The sequence below is a fragment of the Segatella sinensis genome (assembly GCF_040095255.1).
Taxonomy (GTDB): Bacteria; Bacteroidota; Bacteroidia; order Bacteroidales; family Bacteroidaceae; genus Prevotella; species Prevotella sinensis.
In genome coordinates, this window is the sequence record NZ_JBBNGE010000039.1 from 1 (window position 1) to 23,774 (window position 23,774).

Below are 23,774 nucleotides of genomic sequence, written 5' to 3' on the forward strand. Positions count from 1 at the left end.
ACCGCTTCTTGTACTACTTGTCTGTTTATGTAAAATCTTTCAAAGAACTCTTTCTTTAGTTGCTTAGAGTAATACTTAATTTCTCAAAAGCGATTGCAAAAGTACTAACTATTTTCCATTTCACCAAATTTTTCGAGAAGAAAGTTGCATTTTCTTTTGATTTTTAACAGTTATAAACATCTACAACTCATAAAAATCACTCTTCACCTTATTATATATATTGATAAGCGTATAAACAAATCAAAGCAAGGTGACATGATTAGCTGCAATATCTACCAACTTTTTTCGTCTTGCCACACCTATAATATAAAGTGCATCCTTAGAAGAACAATGAAAGTGCTTTTTCACCCCCTTTACAAGTTCGTCCTTCGTAATAGAACGCACTCCTGCGGGATATGCTCCACGCACAGCCTTCTCAATATCTCCCATATTAAACTCATGATGACGCTTATGGAAGTAAGACGACACCATGACCGCAAACACAATCACCAAAACGATGATAAAAAATAATACTGACTGACTCATGATAATAAACTTTAATCGGTTAAAACTATAACTGCTATCGCTATTTTTCTGCAAAAATAAGAAAAAAAAACGTAAAGCAGTTCACTTTCTCCCGTTTTTTTACAGAAAAAGGTTATTTTTTTATCGTTTTTCTCAATTATTTGTTGATAATCCAAAAATATTGTGTATTTTTGCAGCAAAGGAACGCCATTTACATATGACACTTCCCCACTAACAATAAAAGTATAACCATAAAAACATAGAGAAAATGCAAGAAACTGTAAAGAAAGTATTGACAGGTGACTTCAATCGAAAGAAGGCTCTGATGTTTCTCATCACAGCCTTAGCCACAATTCTGGTATGGAACTTACCCATCGACAGCTTTGGAATCGAGGGTCTCACTGTTGTACAACAACGTGTAATCGCCATATTCGTAATGGCAGTGATGCTATGGCTCACAGAAGCAATTCCAGCTTGGGCCACCTCAGTAGTTATCATTTTTGTACTGCTATTCTTCGTCTCCGATTCGGCTTTTGCCGTTATGCAAGGCTCAGAGGGCGAGTACGGCAAACTATTGGACTACCAAGGTGTAATGGCATGTTTCGCCGATCCAACAATCATACTCTTCCTGGGAGGTTTCATACTAGCCATCGCAGCTACCAAAAGCGGTCTTGACGTACTGATGGCAAAAACATTGATTGCCCCATTCGGCAAGCGCTCGGAAAACGTACTATTGGGGTTTATGCTCATCACCGGTATTTTCTCCATGTTTATCTCCAACACGGCCACAGCTGCAATGATGCTTACCTTCCTAACCCCTGTATTCAAGTCGCTCCCTGCTAACGGAAAAGGAAGAGTAGCACTGACTATGGCCATTCCTATAGGAGCTAACCTCGGTGGCATGGGAACCCCTATCGGAACTCCTCCTAACGCTTTTGCCTACAAGGTTCTCAATGATCCCGCAGGCTTAAACCTCGGAATAGGTTTTGGAGAATGGATGGCAATTATGGCTCCGATGGTTATCATCATGCTTTTCTGCGCATGGTTTATCATCCGCAAGATGTTCCCATTCTCACAAAAGACTATAGAATTAAAAATCGACGGCAATATAAGTCACAATTGGCGTACAATAGTTGTAGGTGCCACATTCTTCCTTACCATCCTTCTTTGGGTATGTGGCAAGCAACTTGGTGTCAATGCCAACACAGTGGCTATGCTTCCAATTGCCGTTTTTGCCTTTACCGGCGTGGTAACAGCCAGCGACCTGAAAGATATAGATTGGGCCGTCATCTGGATGGTTGCCGGTGGTTTTGCTCTCGGTCTCGCCATGAATGGAACCGGCTTAGCAGAAAATGCAGTAAACAGCATCCCATTCGCAGAATTTAACCCATTAGTAATTATGGTGGTCTCTGGATTAGTTTGCTTCATACTAAGTAATTTTATCTCAAATACAGCAACTGCCGCCCTGCTCATCCCGATTCTTACCGTAGTATGTTCAGGAATGGGCGACAAGTTGACTTCTATAGGAGGGACCCAAACTATCCTCATAGGCGTAGCAGTAGCAGCCTCTTGCGCTATGTCGCTTCCAATCTCTACTCCACCAAATGCCATTGCCTACTCCACCGGTCTTATCCAACAGACAGACATGGTGAAAGCAGGTCTTACCGTGGGCGTGCTAAGTATGGTAATCGGCTATACTGTACTCATCACATTCTGCCGTCTTGGCTTTATGTAAAAAAGAAATTTTAAGAAGTATTAAATATCGGCACTGCAAAATAAACTCGTTTTTATTTTGCAGTGTCTTCTTTTTACCGTAACTTTGCACCCATGAAAAAGATAGTTATTGGAATAGATGTCGGCATTTCTACTACAAAGATAGTAGGAATAGACGAGAGCGGGATGGTTATCAGCCCTATTCGCATCAAGGCCACCGACCCTATCACCTCCTTATATGGAGCTTTTGGAAAATATTTACACGACAACAAAATTAGCCTCGACGAGGTAGAACAAGTTATGCTCACCGGTGTAGGTTCTGCTTACATTGATGAACGAATCTATGGTCTGCCTACATCGAAGAGCGAAGAGTTTGTTGCCGATGGACTCGGTGCACGATACGAAAGCAAGCTTGAGCGTATGATTGTGGTAAGTATGGGCACAGGAACCTCCCTCGTAAAGTGCGACGGCAAAGAGATCAAGCACATCGGCGGCATTGGTATTGGTGGAGGAACACTAGCAGGCCTGAGCCGAATTATGCTCAAGACCGATGACATCAAGCAGATTGTAAACCTTGCCAAAAACGGTGATGTATCAAAAATCAATCTGCTAATAGGAGACATCAGCGCCAAACCTTTACCTGGACTTCCCATGAATGCAACAGCATCGCTCTTCAGTAATGCCAAAGCCAACGCCTCCCGTGAAGACATAGCAATGGGGCTTATATGGATGGTATTACAGAGCATCGGCTCAGCAACCATACTCTCCTCCCTAGAATCAGGTATCAAAGATTTTGTAATGATAGGTAACCTGACACTTTTGCCACAATGCAGAGAAGTATTTCCTGCTATGGAAAAACTCTATGGTGTAAGATTCAGAATCCCTAAATATTCAGAATTCTGCACTGCCATAGGTGCTGCACTAGACTATAAAAACAAGACCGAATTATCTTAAAAGCAGGTTCAAACCATACCTTCATATCAAGAAGGAGCAAGTTACAAAACGGCGCACAACACCACAACACCAAGCTACATACAAGGCACAACACCACAATGCGCTGAAACTGAACAGATTAATCATTTTGGGAAACCGCTCTTAGAACAAGTTTCCCAAAACGATTTTTCAAACACCTGATACTCAACGACTTAATATTTTTTAACACAAGAAAAGTTGTCCAAAACGTACAACTTTCATTTTAAATTCTTATCTTTGCATTGTCGAAAAGATGGTATTTATAGCCACCTTCAAGCATAAAGACTTAGTATCAAGCAATTTAAATATCAATTATAAAAGTAACACAAGAAATGATTCAAACTGTAGTTAAACGTGACGGACGCATCGTTGGTTTCAACGAGCAAAAAATTATGGCTGCCATACGCAAAGCCATGTTACATACCGATAAGGGGGAAGACTCCTCTTTAATAGAGCAAATCACTGACCACATCGCCTATCGCGGCAAGAGCCAGATGAGCGTAGAAGCCATCCAGGATGCCATCGAGCTGGAACTTATGAAGAGTGCCCGCAAAGATGTTGCTCAGAAATATATTGCCTATCGTAACCAGAGAAACATTGCCAGAAAAGCTAAGACCCGTGACGTATTCATGAGTATTGTCAATGCAAAGAACAATGACATCACCCGTGAAAACGCCAATATGAATGCTGACACTCCAGCTGGCATGATGATGAAATTTGCTTCAGAAACCACTAAACCATTCGTTGACGATTATCTCCTTTCCCAGGAGGTACGCGACGCCGTTTCACATAACTACATCCACATCCACGATAAAGACTATTATCCAACCAAGAGTTTGACTTGTGTTCAGCACCCATTGGACGTAATTCTCAAGCATGGATTCACTGCAGGCCATGGCTCTAGCCGTCCTGCTAAGCGAATCGAAACTGCAGCCGTATTAGCATGTATCTCTCTAGAGACTTGCCAGAACGAGATGCATGGAGGCCAGGCAATTCCTGCCTTCGACTTCTACCTAGCCCCATACGTGCGTATGTCTTACCAGGAAGAGGTGAAAAATCTGGAAAAACTAACAGGAGAAGATCTCAGCGACCTCTACAATATTGATATTGACGACTATTTAGTGAAAGACCTGACAGGCTTGGAAGGTAAAGAGCGCCTGGAGCAGCATGCCATCAACAAGACCGTAAACAGAGTACATCAGGCAATGGAGGCATTCATTCACAATATGAACACAATCCACTCTCGTGGCGGTAATCAGGTTGTATTTTCTTCTATCAATTATGGTACAGATACAAGTGCTGAAGGTCGTTGTATTATGCGAGAGATTCTGCTCAGCACATACGAAGGTGTAGGAAATGGAGAAACAGCTATCTTCCCTATCCAGATCTGGAAGAAGAAGCGTGGCGTTAACTACCTGAAGGAGGATCGAAACTATGACCTCTATCAGTTGGCTTGCAAGGTAACCGCCCGTCGTTTCTTCCCTAACTTCCTGAATCTCGATGCCACATTCAACCAGAATGAGAAATGGCGTGCTGATGATCCAGAGCGTTACAAGTGGGAAATCGCTACTATGGGTTGCCGTACCCGTGTATTCGAAGACCGTTGGGGTGAGAAGACCAGTATTGCACGTGGAAATTTGAGCTTTTCAACTATCAATATCGTGAAGCTTGCCATCGAATGTATGGGTATTGAGAACAAGCAACAGCGTATTGATATGTTCTTTGCAAAACTGGACAACATCCTCGACATAACCGCCAAACAACTCGATGAGCGCTTCCAGTTCCAGAAAACTGCGATGGCAAAACAGTTCCCATTGTTGATGAAATATCTTTGGGTAGGAGCAGAAGGCTTGAAGCCAGAAGAAACTATCGAGAGCGTAATCAATCATGGAACACTGGGTATTGGTTTCATCGGACTTGCAGAATGCCTCGTAGCACTCATCGGTCACCACCATGGTGAAAGTGAAGAAGCACAGGATTTAGGCTTGAAGATTATTACTTATATGCGTGACCGAGCTAACGAGTTCAGCGATCAGTACCACCACAACTACTCCATCCTGGCTACGCCAGCAGAAGGCTTGAGCGGTAAGTTTACCAAAAAGGACCGCAAGCAGTTTGGCATTATTCCTGGAGTTACCGATCGTGACTACTATACCAATAGTAACCACGTACCAGTTTACTATAAGTGTACGGCCCTCAAAAAAGCAAAGATTGAGGCACCATATCACAATTTAACACGTGGTGGTCACATCTTCTATGTAGAAATAGATGGTGATGCTACTCACAATCCAGCAGTCATCTCAAGCGTAGTAGATATGATGGACAAATACAATATGGGCTATGGTTCAGTAAACCACAATCGCAACCGCTGTCTCGACTGCGGATACGAGAATGCGGATGCCAACCTCGAAGTCTGTCCTAAGTGCGGCAGCCATCACATAGATAAGCTACAACGCATCACAGGTTATTTGGTGGGAACAACCGACCGTTGGAACAGTGGCAAACTCGCAGAACTTCACGATCGTGTCACCCACATAGACACCCCACAAAAATAAGATAAATGATTAGTATTTTAAGTATAGTGCATGACACAATGGTAGATGGTCCGGGATTCCGGACCTCTATCTATTGTGCCGGCTGTCCTAACCATTGTGCCGGCTGCCATAACCCTCAATCCTGGGACATCAATCATGGCATAATGACCTCAACAGAGGACATTATGAAAGAAATACTGGAAGACCCTTTCGCCAACGTTACCTTCTCTGGAGGTGATCCAATGTTTCAGGCAGATGGTTTTGCCGAGCTGGCTCGCGCCATTCGGACTGAAAGTGATAAAGACATCTGGTGTTTCACAGGTTATAGATACGAGAACCTACTGAAGAATCCAAAACAACTGGAATTATTGAAATTAATAGATGTATTGGTAGATGGCCCATTCATAAAAGACCTTCGAGACGAAGATCTTTTCTTCCGTGGCAGCAGCAACCAGCGTCTTATCAACGTACAAAAATCCCTGACTCTAGGCGAAGTAGTAGAACTTCACCTCACTAAGGACAATCCGAATCCTGAGCTTTAAAATTTTAAAGCCCGGGATAGGATATTACTTTTTGAACTATATATTCAATCTATAGATACACCCAATTGTTGGAGTAGATTTTTCACATAACCTCTGTTCCAATCCGTTTCATGCAGGCGTTCTGAATCAAAAAGCAACAAATCAATATCTACAGCAATAATCCCCTTTCTACTTTCAGCAACCCTCCTTCCGCATTTACGCTCTATGTTTTTGATTGCCAATAAGGTTCGTTCCATATTGACATTAGTATAGCCAACTCCTAGAGTATTTAGGAATTTATCTGATGACAACCCGATAGGCTCCGTCCAAAGCGAAGTACCAAAAGTCATATCTTCGAAAGTAGCCTCAAGCCATTTCTTTGCTTTCTGAATATGAGCCTCCTGATCAACATTAGAACCCAACGCTATCACAATTTTTACTCGTTTACTTTTCATATTTTTATAATTTCAGTGCAAAGTTAGTAAAAATTCTTAAATTAAGTATCGCTTATCCGTTTTTTTTGTTATTTTTGCACTATGAATAGAATAAAAACGTATATAATAGGTATTCTTTTACTCATCTGTACTCCATCTCAAGCACAGATGAAATGGAATCAGACCTATCAGACATATATCAATCAGTATAAGGATCTCGCCATCGAGCAGATGCTTCGCTATCGTATACCAGCCAGTATCACCTTGGCACAGGGACTCTTTGAGAGTGCAGCAGGCAAGAGTGTACTGGTCTTACAAGGTAACAACCATTTTGGCATCAAATGCCACAACTGGACTGGTCCAACCCAATACCACGATGACGATGCCAGAGGCGAATGTTTCCGAGTATATCAAGATGCCAGAGATAGCTATGAGGATCATAGCAAATTTCTGGCAAGGCAACCGCGCTATGCCCGCCTGTTCGAACTTAACCAGCGCGATTACAAAGGCTGGGCTAGAGGTTTGAAACAATGCGGATATGCGACAAATCCCCAATATGCCAACAAACTGATACAAATCATTGAACTCTATAAACTTTTCGATTATGACAAAGCCAAGCGATATGATCGATTTATGGCAACGCATAGCGGCACCGACCAACCCGTCAATGCGCAAGGCATATTGCACCCTATTCAGAAATTCAATGACAACTATTACCTGATAGCCAGAGAAGGTGACACCTTCAAGACACTGGGTAAGGAAGTAGAAATCAGCTGGCGTAAACTTGCAAGATATAACGAGCGCGACAAACATACGGTATTGCACAAGGGGGATATTATCTACTTGAAGAAGAAGCGCAAGAAGGCTCCAAAGCAGTACAAGAAGCGTCCTCATATCGTGCAATCGGGAGAAAGTATGTACTCCATCTCACAAAGATACGGAATCCGCATCAAGTACCTCTACAAGATGAACAAACTCGATCCTAGCTACAAGGCCAGGGTTGGCGACAGACTGCGAGTGAGATAATCACTCGCAGTATAAAAACATATTCATCGCCAAAGAATGACTATCATTACCATACTATATAAATAGAAAAAACAAAATAAGAAATGAAGAAGAACATTTTATCTCTAGCAGCTCTGGCAATAATGATGTTGCCAAGTGACATGCAAGCACAGAATTTCGACGACTATTTCGTTGACAAGACTTTGAGAATAGACTATACTTTTGCCGGCAACAAAACCCAGCAGATGATAGCTGTAGATGAGCTGAACGTAATGCCTCGATGGTATGGAAAGAAACAGCGACTCAGTGAGCTACCAGTAGCAGGCAATGGTCAGATAACAGTTAAAGATCATCGCACAGGTAAGGTTATTTATCGTAACTCATTCTCTACCCTGTTTCAGGAATGGCTCTCAGAGCCAGAGTCAGCCGGCAACACCAAGAGTTTCGAGAATGTATTCCTCGTACCGATGCCTAAGGATACTATTGATGTGACACTCGACTTGCGCAACAACCGTCGTGAAATCATGACCTCTCTCACTCACCAAGTTGCACCAAGCGACATTTTGATTCACCACAAGGGCGAAAAACCAACGCCTTACGAGACCTTGCAGCAAGCAGCCGACACTACCCGCTGCATCCACATCGCCTACGTAGCTGAAGGCTATACGGAAGAGGAAATGCCAATATTCTTGCAGGATGCAAAAGAAGCAAATGAAGCCATTTTTAATCACGAACCTTTCAAGAGTATGAGAGACAGGTTCAATGTAGTTGCTGTAAAATCAGCATCTCTTGAAAGTGGCACAAGCGAACCTGGCAAGGATATATGGAAGAAAACTGCTTTAAGTTCACATTTTGACACATTCTATAGTGAGAGATACCTCACCACACTTCATCTCAAAGACCTCCACGACTGTCTGGCTGGCACCCCATACGAACATATCATCGTATTGGTTAATTCTACAAGATATGGTGGAGGCGGAATTCTCAATTCCTACAATCTCACCACCTGCCACCAGAAATGGTTTAAGCCTGTTGTAGTGCATGAATTCGGTCATTCTTTTGCCGGACTTGCTGACGAATATGCCTATGAGAGCGAGCAGGTACCGATGTATCCTCATGATGTTGAGCCATGGGAAAAAAATATCACCACATTGGCAAACTTTCACGGAAAATGGGAAGATATGATCAAGAAGGGTACAAAAATTCCTACCCCACTTTCTAAAAAGGAGAAAGAGGCAGTAAGCAAAGTTGGTGTTTTTGAAGGTGCAGGCTATAGTCCAAAGGGAGTGTATCGCGGTGTACAAGATTGCCGTATGCGCATCAACGAGACACCAGAGTTCTGCATAGTATGCAAGAAAGCTCTACAAGACATCATCGACTTTTACACCAAATAGATAGAGAGGAATCAGGAGCCACAAGCTCCCATTATCCAAGAACAATAATAATTAATGAAATAAACACCAATCGCTTATGAAAGAGCAATCCTTAAACATCCAGTATCAGGTTGCTCAGTTAGATGAACTGAGTGACATTGAGCAGCAATTGGTAAAAAAAGCCATGGAGGCCACCAATAATTCTTATGCCAACTACAGCCACTTTTATGTAGGTGCAGCCTGCCTGTTGGCTGATGGCAGAATCGTAATTGGAGCCAATCAGGAAAATGCAGCCTTTCCATCCGGTCTCTGCGCTGAACGCAGTGCCATCTTCGGAGCCCAAAGCAACTATCCAGAGCAAGCTATCACGACTCTGGCCATAGCTGCCCGCAACGAGAATGGCTTCCTCAAAAGCCCGATTTCCCCATGTGGCGCATGCAGACAGGTAATCCTAGAGATGGAAGACCGATATCAGCAACCCGTTCGCATCTTGCTCTACGGAGAGAACTGCACCTATCGCTTCCACAGCATCAAGGACTTGCTTCCATTCTCATTCGTAGATGCCAATATGAAAGAATAAGATTTCGGATTATTTCTTCAGATTAGTATTCATACAAACATATAAAAAGGCACGAATCCCCCAGGAATTCGTGCCTTTTATGTTATTTTTCTGTTTTATGTTATTCATCAAACTCATAACAGCCCGCATCCGGTTTATCATCACGAAGAACGCCCCGTCGGTCAGTAGGAAATGAAGTAGCTGTATCAGCCACTCCTATGGCAGCCGATTCCTTGCGAAGCCTGAAATCATACTTCAAATTATCCGTATCAAATAATCGGAAATGCTTCTCCCCAAACTGAGTCGTATCCTTTAAATTCTCATACACGACATTCGTAAACTTCAAACTATCTTCAGTATTCATCTTTTCTGTACGAAGTACACAATGATCGAAGCTGAAATTACATACTTCATCGTTCTTCGGTGAAGTCCATACCACCTCATCATCATGGTATCCTGTAACTATAGAATTCACGACCTTCAAGTTTAGAATTGGAGGAACAATACCTATAGCTGTGGCACGACGCCCATCAAAAGGATAGAACTGAGCTATGGTGCATCCGTTCACTTCCACATCACCACCTTTTACATAAAGCGTATGATTCAAAGTATTGGATAACTGACAATTATACAACTGCACCTTAGCCGAATCAACGGCAAGACCATACCCCTGGCAATTATGAATGGTAGAATGCTGTAAAAGAAGCTTCTGACGAGTGACATCCGAACAAGGTTCTACCCTAATACCGTGATAAGCACTGTGGATGTCAGCATAGCTGATGACATTATCCGATGAAGAAGGCATGAAATGAACACCCTGCCACCGACCAGGCGTCCGATCATAAGGAAGATAGTCGAACATATTATCCATACGATCTCCCCGCATCACCACCTCTTTATCTTTCTCTCCCAAGATACGCAACGAACCATAAACATCAAGTCCGGCATTCTCATGAAAATAGAAATGCGTACCAGGCCCAACAGATAGCGTTACGTGACTATCAACAACCATTCCGCCATATACAACAATAGGGCGGTTGCACTGGATCGTAGTATCTTTCCTGATTCGAAGATTTTTGCATAAAACAGCATCCCAGGAGTAAGCTTTTAAGTTTACTTTCTGCTGCACCCCACTTTCCAATGTAAAGAGCAGATTATCCTCCACCAACTGAGGTGAATTCTGATATTGCTGATGCGAAGTAAGTTCTACGAAAACACGAATACTATCGCCCTTTCTCACCTCTATATCCTGAGTCTGATAGCCGGCAGCCGATCCTAGGAACGAGCCATCCACATTTACCCGAAATCCCGTCTGGTTACCATTTTCTAGTCTGACAGTAGAACAACGCAGCGACTTTCCCGAACGATTATACACCCAAAAACTTCGAGTAGGTGTAGGCACATTCGAGAATGTTGTATCCAGGCTTACTGTATCTGCAGAAAACGCAAGCAAGTGAGAACGTGACGAAGAAAAGCTCTCCTCATCAGCACAACCAGCCATCGCTACAGAAACCATACAAGCGATAATGATATTATAAAAAGATCCCTTTTTCCGTTTCATATTTATAGAACGGAAAAAGGGATTAAATATTGTATTACTCTAACCATTCTCTGGTTAGCAGTTTTCCACGAAAATCAATATCCTGCTACATAAACATAGCGAAGATAGAAGAACCTATTACGGTCATCACACCACAAACCACGATAGACAAGCTACTCATTGCACCTTCAATAGTACCCATCTCCATAGCTTTAGCCGTACCCAAGGCGTGAGCAGAACAACCGATGGCAATACCCTTGGCAATAGGTTCCTTGATACAAAGCAGCTTGAGAAACTTCTCTGCAAAGATATTGCCTATCACACCTGTAATGATGATTACGACAACCGTTACAGAAACATGACCACCCAATTCCTCAGAAACACCAATACCGATGGCTGTGGTGATGGATTTTGGCAAGAATGTAACATAGGCTGCATGGTCGAAGTGGAACACCAAAGCCAGAAGAAGTACAGAGCAGAGACTTGCCAAGACTCCCGACAAGATACCAATGAGCACAGCACGGTAATTCTTCTTCAGCAATTCTACCTGCTGATAAAGCGGAACAGCCAGACAGATGGTAGCCGGGGTAAGCAGATAACTGATGATATTGGCACCCGCATTGTAAGTCTTATAATCTACTCCCGTAATCAGCAAGGTACAAATAACCAAAATGATGGAAATCAGCAACGGATTCATCAAAGACCATCCTGTCTTAATCTTCAAAAGCAATCCGATGGCGTAAGCAGCCAAACTGATCAAAACACCAAAAAAGACAGAATCCTGAAACAAGGAAATCATTTTTTTGCCTCCTTTCCTCTTTTGATAACAAACTGAGTGAACCATCCAGAAACGGCCATCACCACAAAAGTACTGACAACAGTCACAACAATATACTGCAACCATGCACTGGCAATAGAATGCCATGAGTCGATGAGTCCCACAGCTGCCGGAATAAACATCACTGGCATTACGGCAATGAGGAAACTGCTGGTTTCCCTTATATGTTTCACCTTGATAACCTTAAGTTCCAATGCCGCGAACAACAAGACAATACCATAAATACTGGCAGGTATCGGCAACGGCAACAGATAATGGAGCAATTCTCCTGCGAAAGAGAACGCTATGATAATTAAAAACTGAATTAAAAGTTTCATCCTAAATACAAATTACTTTAAATAGTAAGTAAGCATCATTATCACCAATAAGTCAAACTTACAAAACTGCTTCCGCATAAGAAACAATCGCTTGTGTCGTTTTCTCCACACCTAAGCGAACCGTATCCAGACAAACGTCATAATCGTTGGCATTTCCCCAAGTCAACCCCGTATAGTAACTATGATAAGCCACACGGCAATCATCTACATGTTCCACAAACTCAGTCGCCTCAGCATAAGAAAGCTTCTGCTCCTCCTTGATCTCCGCAATACGAGCCTTTACATCACCCTTGAGGAACACCGACACCAAGTCTTTGCGTTCACGGAAGATGTAATTGCCACAACGCCCGATAACGACACAATTCTCCTGTCCTATCATATCAGCCAAGACACGAAGAGGTTTTTCTGTGAGTAATCTTTGATTCTCACCCAGGGAAGACATAGAAAAGAGCAGTTCGTCAACAGGATCTTCATCGAAGAAAGCTTCCATCTCATCCAAGACTCCACGCTCTTCCGCCATTTCCATCAAATTCTTACGGGTATAAAACGGAATACCATAATGTTCTGCAAGCAATCTGCCTACCCGAACTGCACCACATCCACATTGACGCGCAATCGTAATAATCATGATAGTATAAATTTTAAATTTAACGTATATAAAGCAAGAAAGCTAAGAAGATTTGATTCTTCTTAGCTTTCTAAAGTCGGGGCGACAGGATTCGAACCTGCGACCACCTGTTCCCAAAACAGGAGCGCTACCGGGCTGCGCTACACCCCGTTTTACTAGAGCAATTTACTTTCAGAAAGACTTGATAAGTCGGGGCGACAGGATTCGAACCTGCGACCACCTGTTCCCAAAACAGGAGCGCTACCGGGCTGCGCTACACCCCGCTTATACTAGAGAGTTGTCATCAGAGATTTGAAGTCGGGGCGACAGGATTCGAACCTGCGACCACCTGTTCCCAAAACAGGAGCGCTACCGGGCTGCGCTACACCCCGCTTTCTTCTCACAATGAAATTACTTCTTTGCAGTAAGCTTCATTTCTGAATTGCGGGTGCAAAGGTACAACATTTTTCTTATTCCACCAAATTTTTCAGCAACTTTTTTGTGTAAAAATATGCATTTATTCAGTTTTTTCCTAGAAAAAGGGCAACTTCCGAAGAAATTGCCCCTTTATACCTTATTATATATGACGATTGATGATTTTTCAGCAACCGCATTGTTTTGCCATTACGCCTTGATGATGCCTTCCTCTACGAAAATCTTCTTCAAGATTTCAACAGCCCGTTCTACCTGCTCTCTTGTATGAGTAGCCATAAGAGCAAAACGCACCAATGTGTCCTGAGGAGCACATGCTGGTGGGATAACAGGATTGATGAACACACCTGCATCATAAGCCAGCTTGGTAACAACGAATGTCTTCTCTGCATCACGAACGTAGAGAGGAATGATAGGACTCTCAGTCTCACCAATCTCGAAACCCTCCTCACGGAAACGCTTCAAAGCATAGTTGGTAACATCCCAAAGATTCTCAAAACGCTCTGGCTCATTCTGAATGATGTGGAGTGCCTCGAGAGCAGCAGCAGTTGCAGCTGGAGTATTAGATGCACTGAAGATGTAAGTACGGCAGTTGTGACGGAGGAAATTGATGGTATCCTTATCTGATGCGATGAAACCACCGATAGATGCCAGACTCTTAGAGAAGGTACCCATGATGAGATCTACCTCATCGGTCAGACCGAAATGATCGCAGACACCACGTCCCTGCTTACCAAACACGCCAAGGCCATGAGCCTCATCTACCATGATAGAGCAGTTGTACTTATGCTTCAGCTTTACGATCTCTGGCAAGTTAGCCAAATCGCCCTCCATAGAGAACACGCCATCCACAACGATGAGCTTGATTGCATCCTCAGGAAGCTTACAGAGCACGCGCTCCAAATCTTCCATATCATTGTGTTTGTAGTGAAGCTGGGTAGCGAATGAAAGACGACGGCCATCTACGATACTGGCGTGGTCACGATCGTCACAGATGATATAGTCGTTACGACCTACAACACATGCCAACACACCCTGATTTACAGAGAAACCAGTAGAGAAGCACAATGTCTCATCCTTGCCCATAAACTCAGCAAGCTCTTTTTCGAGCTGCACATGCAAATCGAGTGTACCATTGAGGAAGCGACTACCAGCACAGCCTGAGCCGTACTTGTCAAGAGCAGCCTGAGCTGCATCGATAACACGCTGATCATTAGTCAAACCCTGGTAAGCATTAGAACCGAACATCAGGATCTTGTGACCGTCGATGTCAGTTACCTCTGTCATCTGCTTACTTGTAATCTCACGGAAGTATGGATACACACCGGCTTCCATATACTTCTGAGGTACACGATAATTCTTGTATCTTTCTTGTAATTGTCCCATTATAATAGGTGTACTTTATTTCTATTTTAATTTATTTTCTAGTTTCAGGCTGCAAAGATACAAAAAAAGACTAATAAAACCGCTTTTTTCCTAAGAAAGTTTACTTTTATGCTTTTTTTAGTAGATATTTCTTGCCATTTTAGGGATTTTTATTACTTTTGCAGTTTAAAAAAACAATTTCTTGACTAAGATATGAAAAAAAAGATAGTTTTCATCATGAACCCGATTTCTGGAACCAGCAGCAAAGCAGCGGTTCCCAGTTTGATAGATTCTACTTTGGACAAGGAGCAGTTCGAGTACGAGATAAAAATGACTGAAAGACCAGAACACGCCTCAGAACTGGCAGCCGAAGCCAGAGACAACCATGCAGACATTGTGGTTGCTGTAGGTGGCGATGGTACCGTGAACGAGGTGGCCCGTTCCCTCGTCCATTCCGACTCAGCATTAGGTATTCTGCCTTGCGGCTCAGGAAACGGCCTGGCACGCCACCTGCTGTTGCCAATGAACCTAAAGAAAAGCATTGAGATTATCAACGCATGCGAAATACACGACCTTGACTACGGAGTCATCAACGAATACCCATTCTTCTGCACTTGCGGAATGGGCTTCGATGCCTTTGTCAGTATGAAGTTTGCAGAAAGCGGAAAGCGTGGGCCGATCAGCTATGCAGAAAACATTCTTAGAGAAGGCTTGAAATATGAGCCTGAAACATATACTCTGGAAGATGAGACTGGAACAAAACAATATAAAGCGTTTCTCATCTCATGTGCCAACGCTTCCCAATACGGCAACAACGCCTATATTGCCCCACAGGCATCTATGAGCGATGGATTGATGGATGTGGTCATCATGGAACCGTTTGATGTCATCGAAGCTTCACAGGTTAGTTTCGACATGTTCAACAAGACCCTCAACAAAAACTCGAAGATCAAGTCTTTCCGGTGCAAGAAGCTCCACATCACCCGCAGCAAACCGGGTGTCATCCATTATGACGGCGACCCAGTGATGACTGGCGCCGATATAGATGTGCACATGGAAGAAAAAGGCATCAAGATGATTGTAAATCCGTTTGCAGACAAGAGTGTACGCAAGCCGAACATCATTCAATCAGCCTTTGCCGACTTCTTCAATGACATAAATATAGTGCGCGATGACATTCACAAAGACATCCAGCGCCAAAGCAAGCGAGTAGGAGCCATCAGCAAACTCGTACAGAGAAAGCTGAATCTCTAGCCCTACCTGACATAAAATTCTTCTGTAATTTTCGCATACCATTCTGACCGGTTCCCCTCGGAATCGGTCATTGTTTTTATAATATTTTCCATACCGTTATACCGATGCTTTGCGAACGACAGAAGATAGCGTTTAGGCTGTTTGCGCTCCACTGTCTTAACGCCACACTGCCTGACAAGATAAAATCCTAGCATACAAGCTTCCGACACAACCACCTCAAGAACCTCAGAAGGAACAATCACGGAAAAGACGCCATCATCACTCAGTAACATTTTTGCTCCCCTGAAAAGATCTCTGAAAGGCAAGCTATCAGTATGGCGGGCCATCGTACGTTTACTGTCTGGATTTTTTAGGCTATTCAAGAAAAAAGGAGGATTGCTTACGATTGCATCAAAAGACTCCGCAGAATGATAATCCTGCAATCGGCAGCATTCTATTTTGACACGATCGGCAAAAGGACTTGCAGCCACATTCTCAGCAGCCTCCTCACAAGCCTCTCCGTCCATATCAATACCCAGCACCTGTGCCTCAGGGAAGCGCTGCGCCATCATCAGCGAAATGAGTCCGGTACCCGACCCGACATCCAAAATGCGTTTGCCGCCAGGTGCCCATGCCCCCAGCAGCACACCATCCGTTCCCACTTTCATGGCGCAACGATCCTGACGAATCTCAAATTGTTTGAATTTAAATCCTGTCATAGTTTTACTTTTAAAATAGTAACGCAAAAATCAGCATTTTATTACAGTCTTCTTGCTTATATTAATAATAATATCTAATAAAGAGGTGATTTTCGGAAAAAACGATGGGATTCTCGGCAAAAATCACTAACTTTGCACCCTATAAGCATATATTCAAGAGAATATGCACTCCAAAAAGTGTTTATCAAAATAGAACAGAAATTCATATACACCCCAAAAAGTGTTTATCAAATAGAATATGAACAGAAATTCGAATACGCAAATCCAGATGATAGCCGACTTTGAGGGCGATGCATCCGTATTGATACAAGAAAGGGAGGCAGGAGTCTATCCTACCCTCTGCACCCGCGACCTGGTGGTTTTTCCATCCGTGCTTACTCCTATCTTGATAGGCAGGGCGGAAAGTAAGGAGTTGGCAAACATGCTGGAGCAAAATCCAGAAACAGTATTCTGCATCTTTTGCCAGAAGCATGCGGACATAGACTCACCTAATCAGGAAGACTTGTACGAAACCGGAACATTTGCCAAGTTGATGAGAGTCATCAACATGCCAAACGATGAGCATCAGAAAACCATCATCGTACAGGGTTTAGGCAGATGCAAGATGAAGCAGATTGTAGATAAGGATCCATTCTACCTTGCCGATGTAGAAAGTCTGCCAGAAACCTGGCCTACCGAAAAGGAAGCCGAAGATCCTATGTTCAAGGCATTGACCCAAACATTCTTCGAGGAATCTATCAAATTCATTCAGTACAATGAGAACATTCCCAACGAGGCTATCTATGCGATCAATGAGATTACCAATCGCTTCGTGAAATGCAACTTCATCTGCACCTCCCTGCCTTTTACGGCAGAAGACAAGATCAAGATGCTGGAACAGGAGAAGCTGTCAGAGCGACTGATAGAGGCACTCAAGGCCTTGCACAAGGAGCAGAAACTGCTCTACCTGCAAAATGAAATCAGAAACAAGACTCAGTTTGATCTCGACGAGCAGCAGAAGGAATATTACCTGAAGCAGCAGATCAAGAACATCAAGGAAGAGCTGGGCGAAGGCGAAAGCAGTCCGGAAAAGAAGGAGCTGCTCGAAAAAGCCAAGACCAAGAAATGGAACGAGGCAACCCAGAAGGTTTTTCAGAAAGAGTTGGCTAAACTCGACAACATCCATCCTCAGAGCCCAGACTACCCTATCCAGCTCAACTATCTGCAGACGCTGGTAGATTTGCCTTGGGGCGAATACACCGAGGATGACCTCAGCCTGTCTCATGCCCAGAAGATTCTCAACCAGGACCACTACGGCATGGAGAAAGTAAAGGAACGCATTCTGGAATATCTTGCCGTAAGATCCCTGAAGGGTGGAATGCAGAGTCCGATTCTCTGCCTCTATGGTCCTCCGGGAGTCGGCAAGACCAGTCTGGGCAAGAGCATTGCCAAGGCCATGAAGCGCAAATACGTGAGAATGTCTCTGGGCGGTCTGCACGATGAAGCCGAGATTCGCGGTCACCGCCGCACTTATATCGGAGCCATGCCTGGCCGCATTGTCAAGAACATCCTCAAGGCAGGCAGCAGCAACCCTGTCTTCATTCTCGACGAGATAGACAAGGTTTCAGCCAACAACCACCAGGGTGATCCAGCATCAGCCTTGCTTGAAGTACTCGACCCAGAGCAGAACAACACCTTCCACGACAATTACCTGGACGTGGATTACGATCTCTCTAAGGTTCTCTTCATCGCAACCGCCAATGACATCAGCTCAATCCCACGTCCTTTACTCGACCGAATGGAGCTCATCGAAGTAGGTGGCTACATTACGGAGGAGAAGATAGAGATTGCCAAGCGCCACCTGATTCCGAAGGAATTGGAGAATACAGGTCTCGACAAATTCACCCCGAAGGTAAGCTTCAACAAGGCAGCCATCGAGGGCATCATCGAGCACTACACCCGAGAAAGCGGTGTGCGCCAGCTCAAGAAACAGATCAACAAGGGACTGCGCAAGATGGCCTACAAGCTCGCCTATTCCAAGGAATTGGAGAAGCCATCCATCACCGCATCAGACCTGAAGGAGATTCTCGGCACCGCCCCATTCACCCGCGACATCTATCAGGGCAACGATTATGCAGGAGTAGTAACAGGACTTGCATGGACCTCTGTGGGCGGCGAGATTCTCTTTATCGAAACCTCGCTGAGCAAGGGACGACAGGGCAAGCTTACCCTGACCGGTAACCTGGGAGACGTGATGAAGGAATCGGCTATCATCGCCCTGGAATACATCAAGGCGCATATCGACCTGCTGGGCGTGGATTACCGCATCTTTGAAAACTGGAACATCCATATCCACGTACCCGAAGGTGCAACGCCAAAAGACGGTCCTTCGGCAGGTATTACCATTGCCACCAGTATCGCTTCGGCCATCACCCAGCGCAAGGTTCGCAAGAACATAGCCATGACCGGCGAGATTACCCTTCGCGGCAAGGTACTCCCAGTGGGAGGCATCAAGGAGAAGATCCTGGCAGCCAAGCGTGCCGGCATTACCGACATCGTGATCTGCAAGGAAAACAAGAAGAACATCCTCGACATTCCTGAAAAGTATCTCAAGGGCGTAGAGTTCCATTATGTAGAAGATGTAGCAGATGTCTGGGAGTTTGCCCTCACCGACGAGAAGGTAAAGCACCCTATCGACTTCACCATTCCTGAAAATGACAAAAAAGAAAAGAAATGAAATTTGAACTACAAGTAACAGATAAGGCAAGCGATGCTCGCACCGGCATCATCACCACCGACCACGGACAGATCAAGACTCCGATCTTCATGCCTGTGGGAACTGTGGGCAGCGTAAAGGGTGTACATTTCGAAGAATTGCGTCAGCAGGTAAAGGCCCAGATCATCCTGGGAAACACCTACCATCTCTACCTGCGCCCGGGACTCGAAGTCATCAAGGCGGCAGGCGGACTGCATAAGTTCAACGGCTGGGATCGTCCTATCCTCACCGACAGCGGCGGCTTCCAGGTATTCTCTCTTACCGGAATCCGCAAGCTCAGAGAAGAGGGCTGCGAGTTCCGTTCCCACATCGATGGCAGCAAGCATTTCTTCACTCCAGAGAACGTGATGGATACAGAACGCATCATCGGTGCCGACATCATGATGGCTTTCGATGAGTGTCCTCCCGGACAAAGCGACTTCATGTATGCGAAGAAGAGTCTGGAGATGACTCAGCGCTGGCTCGACCGCTGCATCAAGCGCTTCGACGAGACAGAACCTCTCTACGGTTATCAGCAAAGCCTCTTCCCTATCGTCCAGGGTTGTACTTTCCCAGAGCTGCGCCGCGAAGCAGCCAAGTACATTGCCGATAAGGGAGCCGACGGAAATGCCATCGGCGGTCTTGCCGTAGGCGAGCCTACCGAGGTGATGTACGAAATGATCGAGGTGGTGAATGAGATTCTGCCAAAGGACAAGCCTCGCTACCTGATGGGCGTAGGAACTCCCCAGAACCTGCTCGAGGCCATCGAGCGCGGTGTTGATATGTTCGACTGCGTAATGCCAACCCGCAATGGCCGCAATGCGATGCTCTTTACCTATAATGGTACGATGAACATGCGCAACAAGAAGTGGGAGATGGATTTCAGTCCAGTGGATCCAGACGGCTGCGACATCGACCAGATTACCACCAAGGCCTACCTGCACCATCTCTTCAAGGCTCAGGAGCTCCTTGCCATGCAGATTGCCAGCATCCACAACCTGTCGTTCTATCTCCGTCTCGTTACAGATGCACGCCACCATATCGAGCAGGGCGACTTCGTAGAGTGGAAACGCTCTATCATCGATCAACTCGGCCGACGAATCTAGCTTGAGCATTGAACTTTATAGGATGCTCCTATACATATTTTACATTAAATGATGAAAGATTATAAATACATCAGAAAACATCGCAGACTGCTCAAGATGGGCAGAGCCTTCGAATCTCGCTTCGGCTGGCTCATTGCCATCCTGCAGCGCATAGCCCGCATTCTAGGCTGGATCGGGCACAAGCTGCGATTCCTCAGGGTGCTCAGGTATCTCAACCCACTGAGATACATCAAGCGGTTAGATTGGTACATTATCAAGAAGTTCTTAGGCTACTACTTCTTCTCGATTGCACTGATCATCTCCATCTCCATCGTGTTCGACTTCAATGAGAACCTGGCGAAGTTCACGGAGTATCATGCACCAGCCAAGGCCATTATCTTCGATTATTATGCCAACTTCATCCCTTACTTCGCCAACCTCTTCAGTGCGTTGTTCGTGTTTGTGGCGGTCATCCTCTTCACGTCGAAGCTGGCAGGCAACTCAGAAATCATCGCCATTCTGGCATCAGGTGTTTCCTTCAAGCGACTCCTTCGTCCTTACCTCATCACCTGCATCATGCTCTCAGCCTTGAGCTATGTACTCTCTGCCTACGTGATTCCACATGGCACGGTAGTACGCCAGAACTTTGAGACGATGTACAAGAACAAGAAGAAGAATACTTCTGCCGAAAACGTACAGCTGCAGGTAGATAAGGGCGTAATTGCCTATATGCAGCACTACGACAACAACTCGAAGCGGGGTTACGGATTCTGCCTCGACAAGTTCCAGGACAAGAAACTCGTAAGCCACCTTACGGCGATGGAGATTCAGTATGATACAATCTCCGACAGCAAATACCACTGGAAGCTGAGCAACTGGAAGGTGCGCCAGCTGAAAGGTATGAAGGAACACATCACCAGCGGAGCACAGAAGGATACGCTGATTACGATGGAGCCTACCGACCTGGTTTATTCCAAGGGTCAGCAGGAAACCTTCACCAGTCCGGAACTGAAGGAGTATATTTCCAAGCAGATCAACCGCGGTTCGGGCAATGTGGTGCAGTATCAGGTAGAATACCACAAGCGCATCGCCGCCTCGTTTGCCTCCTTCATCCTCACCATCATCGGTGTTTCGCTTTCATCACGCAAGCGAAAGGGAGGTATGGGCCTATCCTTGGGAATCGGTCTTGCACTGAGCTTCGGCTACATCATGCTGCAAACTGTATCGGCAACCTTTGCCATCCAGGCAAACTTCCCTCCGGCACTTGCCGCTTGGTTGCCAAACATCATCTTCGCCTTCGTTGCCTACTTCTGCTACCGCAAGGCACCAAGGTAATTAAACATTGAAACAAAGAACCTTGACCATTGGAACGGATGAAGATCCATCCGGCTCAATAGTCAATAAAAGAAAGGAAAAGAATGTATTTCGACGAATTAGATTTGAATGACAACGTGCTCGACGCATTATACGACATGCGCTTCGACACTTGCACCCCTGTACAGGAAAAATGTATCCCTGAGATATTGGAAGGTCACGACGTATTGGGCGTAGCACAGACCGGAACGGGTAAGACAGCAGCCTATCTGCTCCCTGTATTGAGCAAACTTGATGATGGCGGCTATCCGAAAGACGCCATCAACTGCGTCATCATGTCGCCAACCCGCGAGTTAGCCCAGCAGATAGACCAGGCCATGCAGGGCTTCGGCTACTACCTGCAGGATGTGAGCAGCGTGGCTGTTTATGGCGGCAACGACGGCAATCGCTACGATCAGGAACTGAAGAGTCTCCGCATGGGTGCTGATGTCGTGATTGCTACTCCAGGTCGCCTCATCACCCACATTTCCCTGGGTAATGTAGATCTGAGCAAGGTAAGCTTCTTCATTCTCGATGAGGCCGACCGCATGCTCGATATGGGCTTCTCTGAAGACATCAATACCATCGCTTCCAAGTTGCCAAAGACCTGCCAGACCATCATGTTCTCTGCCACCATGCCTGAGAAAATTGAGGAACTTGCCAAGACCCTGCTCAAGGATCCTGTAGAGATCAAGCTTGCCGTAAGCAAGCCTGCCGAGAAGATCAAGCAGGAGGCTTACGTTTGTTACGAGACCCAGAAGATGACCATTATCAAGGATATTTTCAAGGCTGGCGATATGAAGCGCGTCATCGTGTTCAGCGGCAGCAAGATGAAGGTGAAGCAGCTGGCTGCTGCCCTTCAGCAGATTGGCATCAACTGCGGTGCCATGCACTCCGACCTGGAGCAGGCAGAGCGCGATGATGTGATGTTCAAGTTCAAGAGCGGTCAGTTAGACGTACTGGTTGCTACGGATATCGTGGCTCGTGGAATCGATATTGATGATATCGAGATGGTCATCAATTATGACGTTCCTCACGATACTGAGGATTATGTTCACCGCATCGGCCGTACAGCCCGTGCCAACCGTGATGGTAGAGCCATCACCTTCGTCAACGAGGAAGACCAATACTGGTTCCAGCAGATTGAGAAGTTCCTGGAGAAGGTGGTAGAGAAGATGCCTCTGCCGGAAGATTGCGGCGAAGGCCCTGAATACATCAAGCTCAACAAGCCTTCAAAACGCAACAATGGTCGAAAGGGCAAGGGCGGAAAACAGGGCGGAAACAACCGCAACGGCAACCGCGGCGGCAACAATAACAGCAACGGCGAGGGCAAGAGCAAGACCAGCGCCAAGAGCCGCAGACAGAAAGACCGCGACCAGACTTCACACAAGCGCAAGCCAAACAAGCCAAACGAGCGTCAAGAAAAGACTCCTCAGAACAATGGAGAGAATGGTGCACAGAAGAATCACGAGAATGATGCACAGAAGAATGGCGAGTTCAAGAACAATGAACAGAGAAACGCTGAGCAGAACAACGGCGAGCAGAAGAACCACAATAACAACAAGCGCCGCAACAATAAGCAGCGCAATAACGAGAACGGCAACCAGCAGGGCAATCAGCAGTCTAACGGCAACCAGCGCCCAGGCAATGAGAACAACGTTCGTCCTGGAAGCAATGGCCGAGGCAGAGGCGTAGCCCAGAAGAAGCAGGGTGGCGCTCAGCAGAACCAGCAGAAGAAGGGAACTGAGAATTCCGGTCCTCGCAAGTATGCTCCTGTTGTCAATCCACAGAAGAACGAAAATTCAGTGAAGAAATTCATCAAGCGTATCTTCGGATTCGGCAAATAATCTCCAGAGAGAGTAATCTCCCGAAATGATATATTCCTGCTTCCAGGCAGGCTTATACATTATTATATATATGAGAAGCCCGATAAGAG

Annotated in this window: 20 protein-coding genes and 3 tRNA genes; 12 read left to right on the forward strand and 11 right to left on the reverse strand. The window is 45.3% G+C overall.

What is annotated here, in order from left to right; genetic code table 11:
* Window positions 1-240: 240 nt before the first annotated feature.
* A complete protein-coding gene (locus AAAT87_RS10805) occupies window positions 241-525 on the reverse strand; it encodes a hypothetical protein (protein WP_296973092.1) in 285 nt (94 codons plus the stop codon).
* 247 nt (window positions 526-772) lie between these two features.
* Between AAAT87_RS10805 and AAAT87_RS10810 the strand changes: the two genes are divergently transcribed.
* The 4 genes from AAAT87_RS10810 to nrdG all read left to right on the forward strand — a co-directional run bounded on the left by AAAT87_RS10810 (window position 773) and on the right by nrdG (window position 6,265).
* Window positions 773-2,239: an SLC13 family permease gene (locus AAAT87_RS10810; RefSeq protein WP_296973089.1), complete on the forward strand. Its 1,467-nt coding sequence runs from the start codon at window positions 773-775 to the stop codon at window positions 2,237-2,239.
* A gap of 92 nt (window positions 2,240-2,331) precedes the next feature.
* On the forward strand, window positions 2,332-3,171 hold the full coding sequence (gene coaW, locus AAAT87_RS10815; protein WP_089544133.1) for a type II pantothenate kinase: 840 nt from the start codon (window positions 2,332-2,334) through the stop codon (window positions 3,169-3,171).
* A gap of 350 nt (window positions 3,172-3,521) precedes the next feature.
* Window positions 3,522-5,744: an anaerobic ribonucleoside triphosphate reductase gene (locus tag AAAT87_RS10820; protein WP_296973085.1), complete on the forward strand. Its 2,223-nt coding sequence runs from the start codon at window positions 3,522-3,524 to the stop codon at window positions 5,742-5,744.
* 5 nt (window positions 5,745-5,749) lie between these two features.
* Window positions 5,750-6,265, forward strand: a complete 516-nt coding sequence (gene nrdG, locus AAAT87_RS10825) for an anaerobic ribonucleoside-triphosphate reductase activating protein (RefSeq protein WP_349226420.1) — start codon at window positions 5,750-5,752, stop codon at window positions 6,263-6,265.
* Between the two features lie 44 nt (window positions 6,266-6,309).
* Here nrdG and AAAT87_RS10830 read toward each other — a convergent pair whose 3' ends face one another.
* A complete protein-coding gene (locus AAAT87_RS10830; protein ID WP_153096907.1) occupies window positions 6,310-6,699 on the reverse strand; it encodes a 2-amino-4-hydroxy-6-hydroxymethyldihydropteridine diphosphokinase in 390 nt (129 codons plus the stop codon).
* Between the two features lie 81 nt (window positions 6,700-6,780).
* On the opposite strand from AAAT87_RS10830, the gene AAAT87_RS10835 reads away from it, so the two are divergent.
* The 3 genes from AAAT87_RS10835 (at window position 6,781) to cdd (ending at window position 9,636) form a co-directional block, all read left to right on the forward strand.
* Window positions 6,781-7,704 carry a glucosaminidase domain-containing protein gene (locus AAAT87_RS10835; protein WP_296973080.1) on the forward strand — a complete coding sequence of 308 codons (924 nt, stop codon included), beginning with the start codon at window positions 6,781-6,783 and terminating at the stop codon, window positions 7,702-7,704.
* A gap of 83 nt (window positions 7,705-7,787) precedes the next feature.
* A complete protein-coding gene (locus AAAT87_RS10840) occupies window positions 7,788-9,077 on the forward strand; it encodes a M64 family metallopeptidase (RefSeq protein WP_349226421.1) in 1,290 nt (429 codons plus the stop codon).
* Between the two features lie 76 nt (window positions 9,078-9,153).
* On the forward strand, window positions 9,154-9,636 hold the full coding sequence (gene cdd, locus AAAT87_RS10845) for a cytidine deaminase (protein WP_296973077.1): 483 nt from the start codon (window positions 9,154-9,156) through the stop codon (window positions 9,634-9,636).
* 100 nt (window positions 9,637-9,736) lie between these two features.
* Here the strand turns inward: cdd and AAAT87_RS10850 are convergent, their stop codons facing one another.
* From AAAT87_RS10850 to spt, 8 genes are all read right to left on the reverse strand, one after another.
* Window positions 9,737-11,176 carry a right-handed parallel beta-helix repeat-containing protein gene (locus tag AAAT87_RS10850; RefSeq protein WP_349226422.1) on the reverse strand — a complete coding sequence of 480 codons (1,440 nt, stop codon included), beginning with the start codon at window positions 11,174-11,176 and terminating at the stop codon, window positions 9,737-9,739.
* An 85-nt stretch (window positions 11,177-11,261) separates the two neighbouring features.
* On the reverse strand, window positions 11,262-11,954 hold the full coding sequence (locus AAAT87_RS10855; protein ID WP_089544141.1) for an LrgB family protein: 693 nt from the start codon (window positions 11,952-11,954) through the stop codon (window positions 11,262-11,264).
* Window positions 11,951-12,310 carry a CidA/LrgA family protein gene (locus AAAT87_RS10860; protein WP_089544142.1) on the reverse strand — a complete coding sequence of 120 codons (360 nt, stop codon included), beginning with the start codon at window positions 12,308-12,310 and terminating at the stop codon, window positions 11,951-11,953. Before AAAT87_RS10860 ends, AAAT87_RS10855 begins: the two co-directional genes overlap by 4 nt.
* A gap of 58 nt (window positions 12,311-12,368) precedes the next feature.
* The gene (locus tag AAAT87_RS10865; RefSeq protein WP_296973073.1) at window positions 12,369-12,938 is read right to left on the reverse strand and encodes a cytidylate kinase-like family protein; all 570 of its coding nucleotides are present in this window, start codon (window positions 12,936-12,938) and stop codon (window positions 12,369-12,371) included.
* A gap of 76 nt (window positions 12,939-13,014) precedes the next feature.
* Window positions 13,015-13,088, reverse strand: a tRNA-Pro gene (locus AAAT87_RS10870).
* A 39-nt stretch (window positions 13,089-13,127) separates the two neighbouring features.
* Window positions 13,128-13,201, reverse strand: a tRNA-Pro gene (locus AAAT87_RS10875).
* 34 nt (window positions 13,202-13,235) lie between these two features.
* Window positions 13,236-13,309 (reverse strand) — tRNA-Pro (locus tag AAAT87_RS10880).
* Window positions 13,310-13,541: 232 nt separating this feature from the next.
* Window positions 13,542-14,735, reverse strand: a complete 1,194-nt coding sequence (spt, locus tag AAAT87_RS10885) for a serine palmitoyltransferase (RefSeq protein ID WP_296973071.1) — start codon at window positions 14,733-14,735, stop codon at window positions 13,542-13,544.
* A 192-nt stretch (window positions 14,736-14,927) separates the two neighbouring features.
* Here spt and AAAT87_RS10890 point away from each other — a divergent pair, with 192 nt between their 5' ends.
* Complete coding sequence (locus tag AAAT87_RS10890; RefSeq protein ID WP_349226423.1) at window positions 14,928-15,968, forward strand: diacylglycerol/lipid kinase family protein; 1,041 nt, start codon at window positions 14,928-14,930, stop codon at window positions 15,966-15,968.
* A 2-nt stretch (window positions 15,969-15,970) separates the two neighbouring features.
* On the opposite strand, the gene AAAT87_RS10895 is transcribed toward AAAT87_RS10890, so the two are convergent.
* Window positions 15,971-16,666 (reverse strand): tRNA1(Val) (adenine(37)-N6)-methyltransferase, encoded by a 696-nt coding sequence (locus tag AAAT87_RS10895; RefSeq protein ID WP_349226424.1) that lies wholly within the window; start codon window positions 16,664-16,666, stop codon window positions 15,971-15,973.
* A 238-nt stretch (window positions 16,667-16,904) separates the two neighbouring features.
* Between AAAT87_RS10895 and lon the strand changes: the two genes are divergently transcribed.
* From lon to AAAT87_RS10915, 4 genes are all read left to right on the forward strand, one after another.
* Window positions 16,905-19,382: an endopeptidase La gene (lon, locus tag AAAT87_RS10900; protein ID WP_295024718.1), complete on the forward strand. Its 2,478-nt coding sequence runs from the start codon at window positions 16,905-16,907 to the stop codon at window positions 19,380-19,382.
* The gene (gene tgt / locus AAAT87_RS10905; RefSeq protein WP_089544148.1) at window positions 19,379-20,506 is read left to right on the forward strand and encodes a tRNA guanosine(34) transglycosylase Tgt; all 1,128 of its coding nucleotides are present in this window, start codon (window positions 19,379-19,381) and stop codon (window positions 20,504-20,506) included. The genes lon and tgt overlap by 4 nt, the downstream gene beginning before the upstream one ends.
* A 51-nt stretch (window positions 20,507-20,557) precedes the next feature.
* Window positions 20,558-21,820 (forward strand): LptF/LptG family permease, encoded by a 1,263-nt coding sequence (locus AAAT87_RS10910; protein ID WP_153096922.1) that lies wholly within the window; start codon window positions 20,558-20,560, stop codon window positions 21,818-21,820.
* 83 nt (window positions 21,821-21,903) lie between these two features.
* Window positions 21,904-23,685 (forward strand): DEAD/DEAH box helicase, encoded by a 1,782-nt coding sequence (locus tag AAAT87_RS10915; protein WP_349226425.1) that lies wholly within the window; start codon window positions 21,904-21,906, stop codon window positions 23,683-23,685.
* Window positions 23,686-23,774 lie beyond the last annotated feature (89 nt).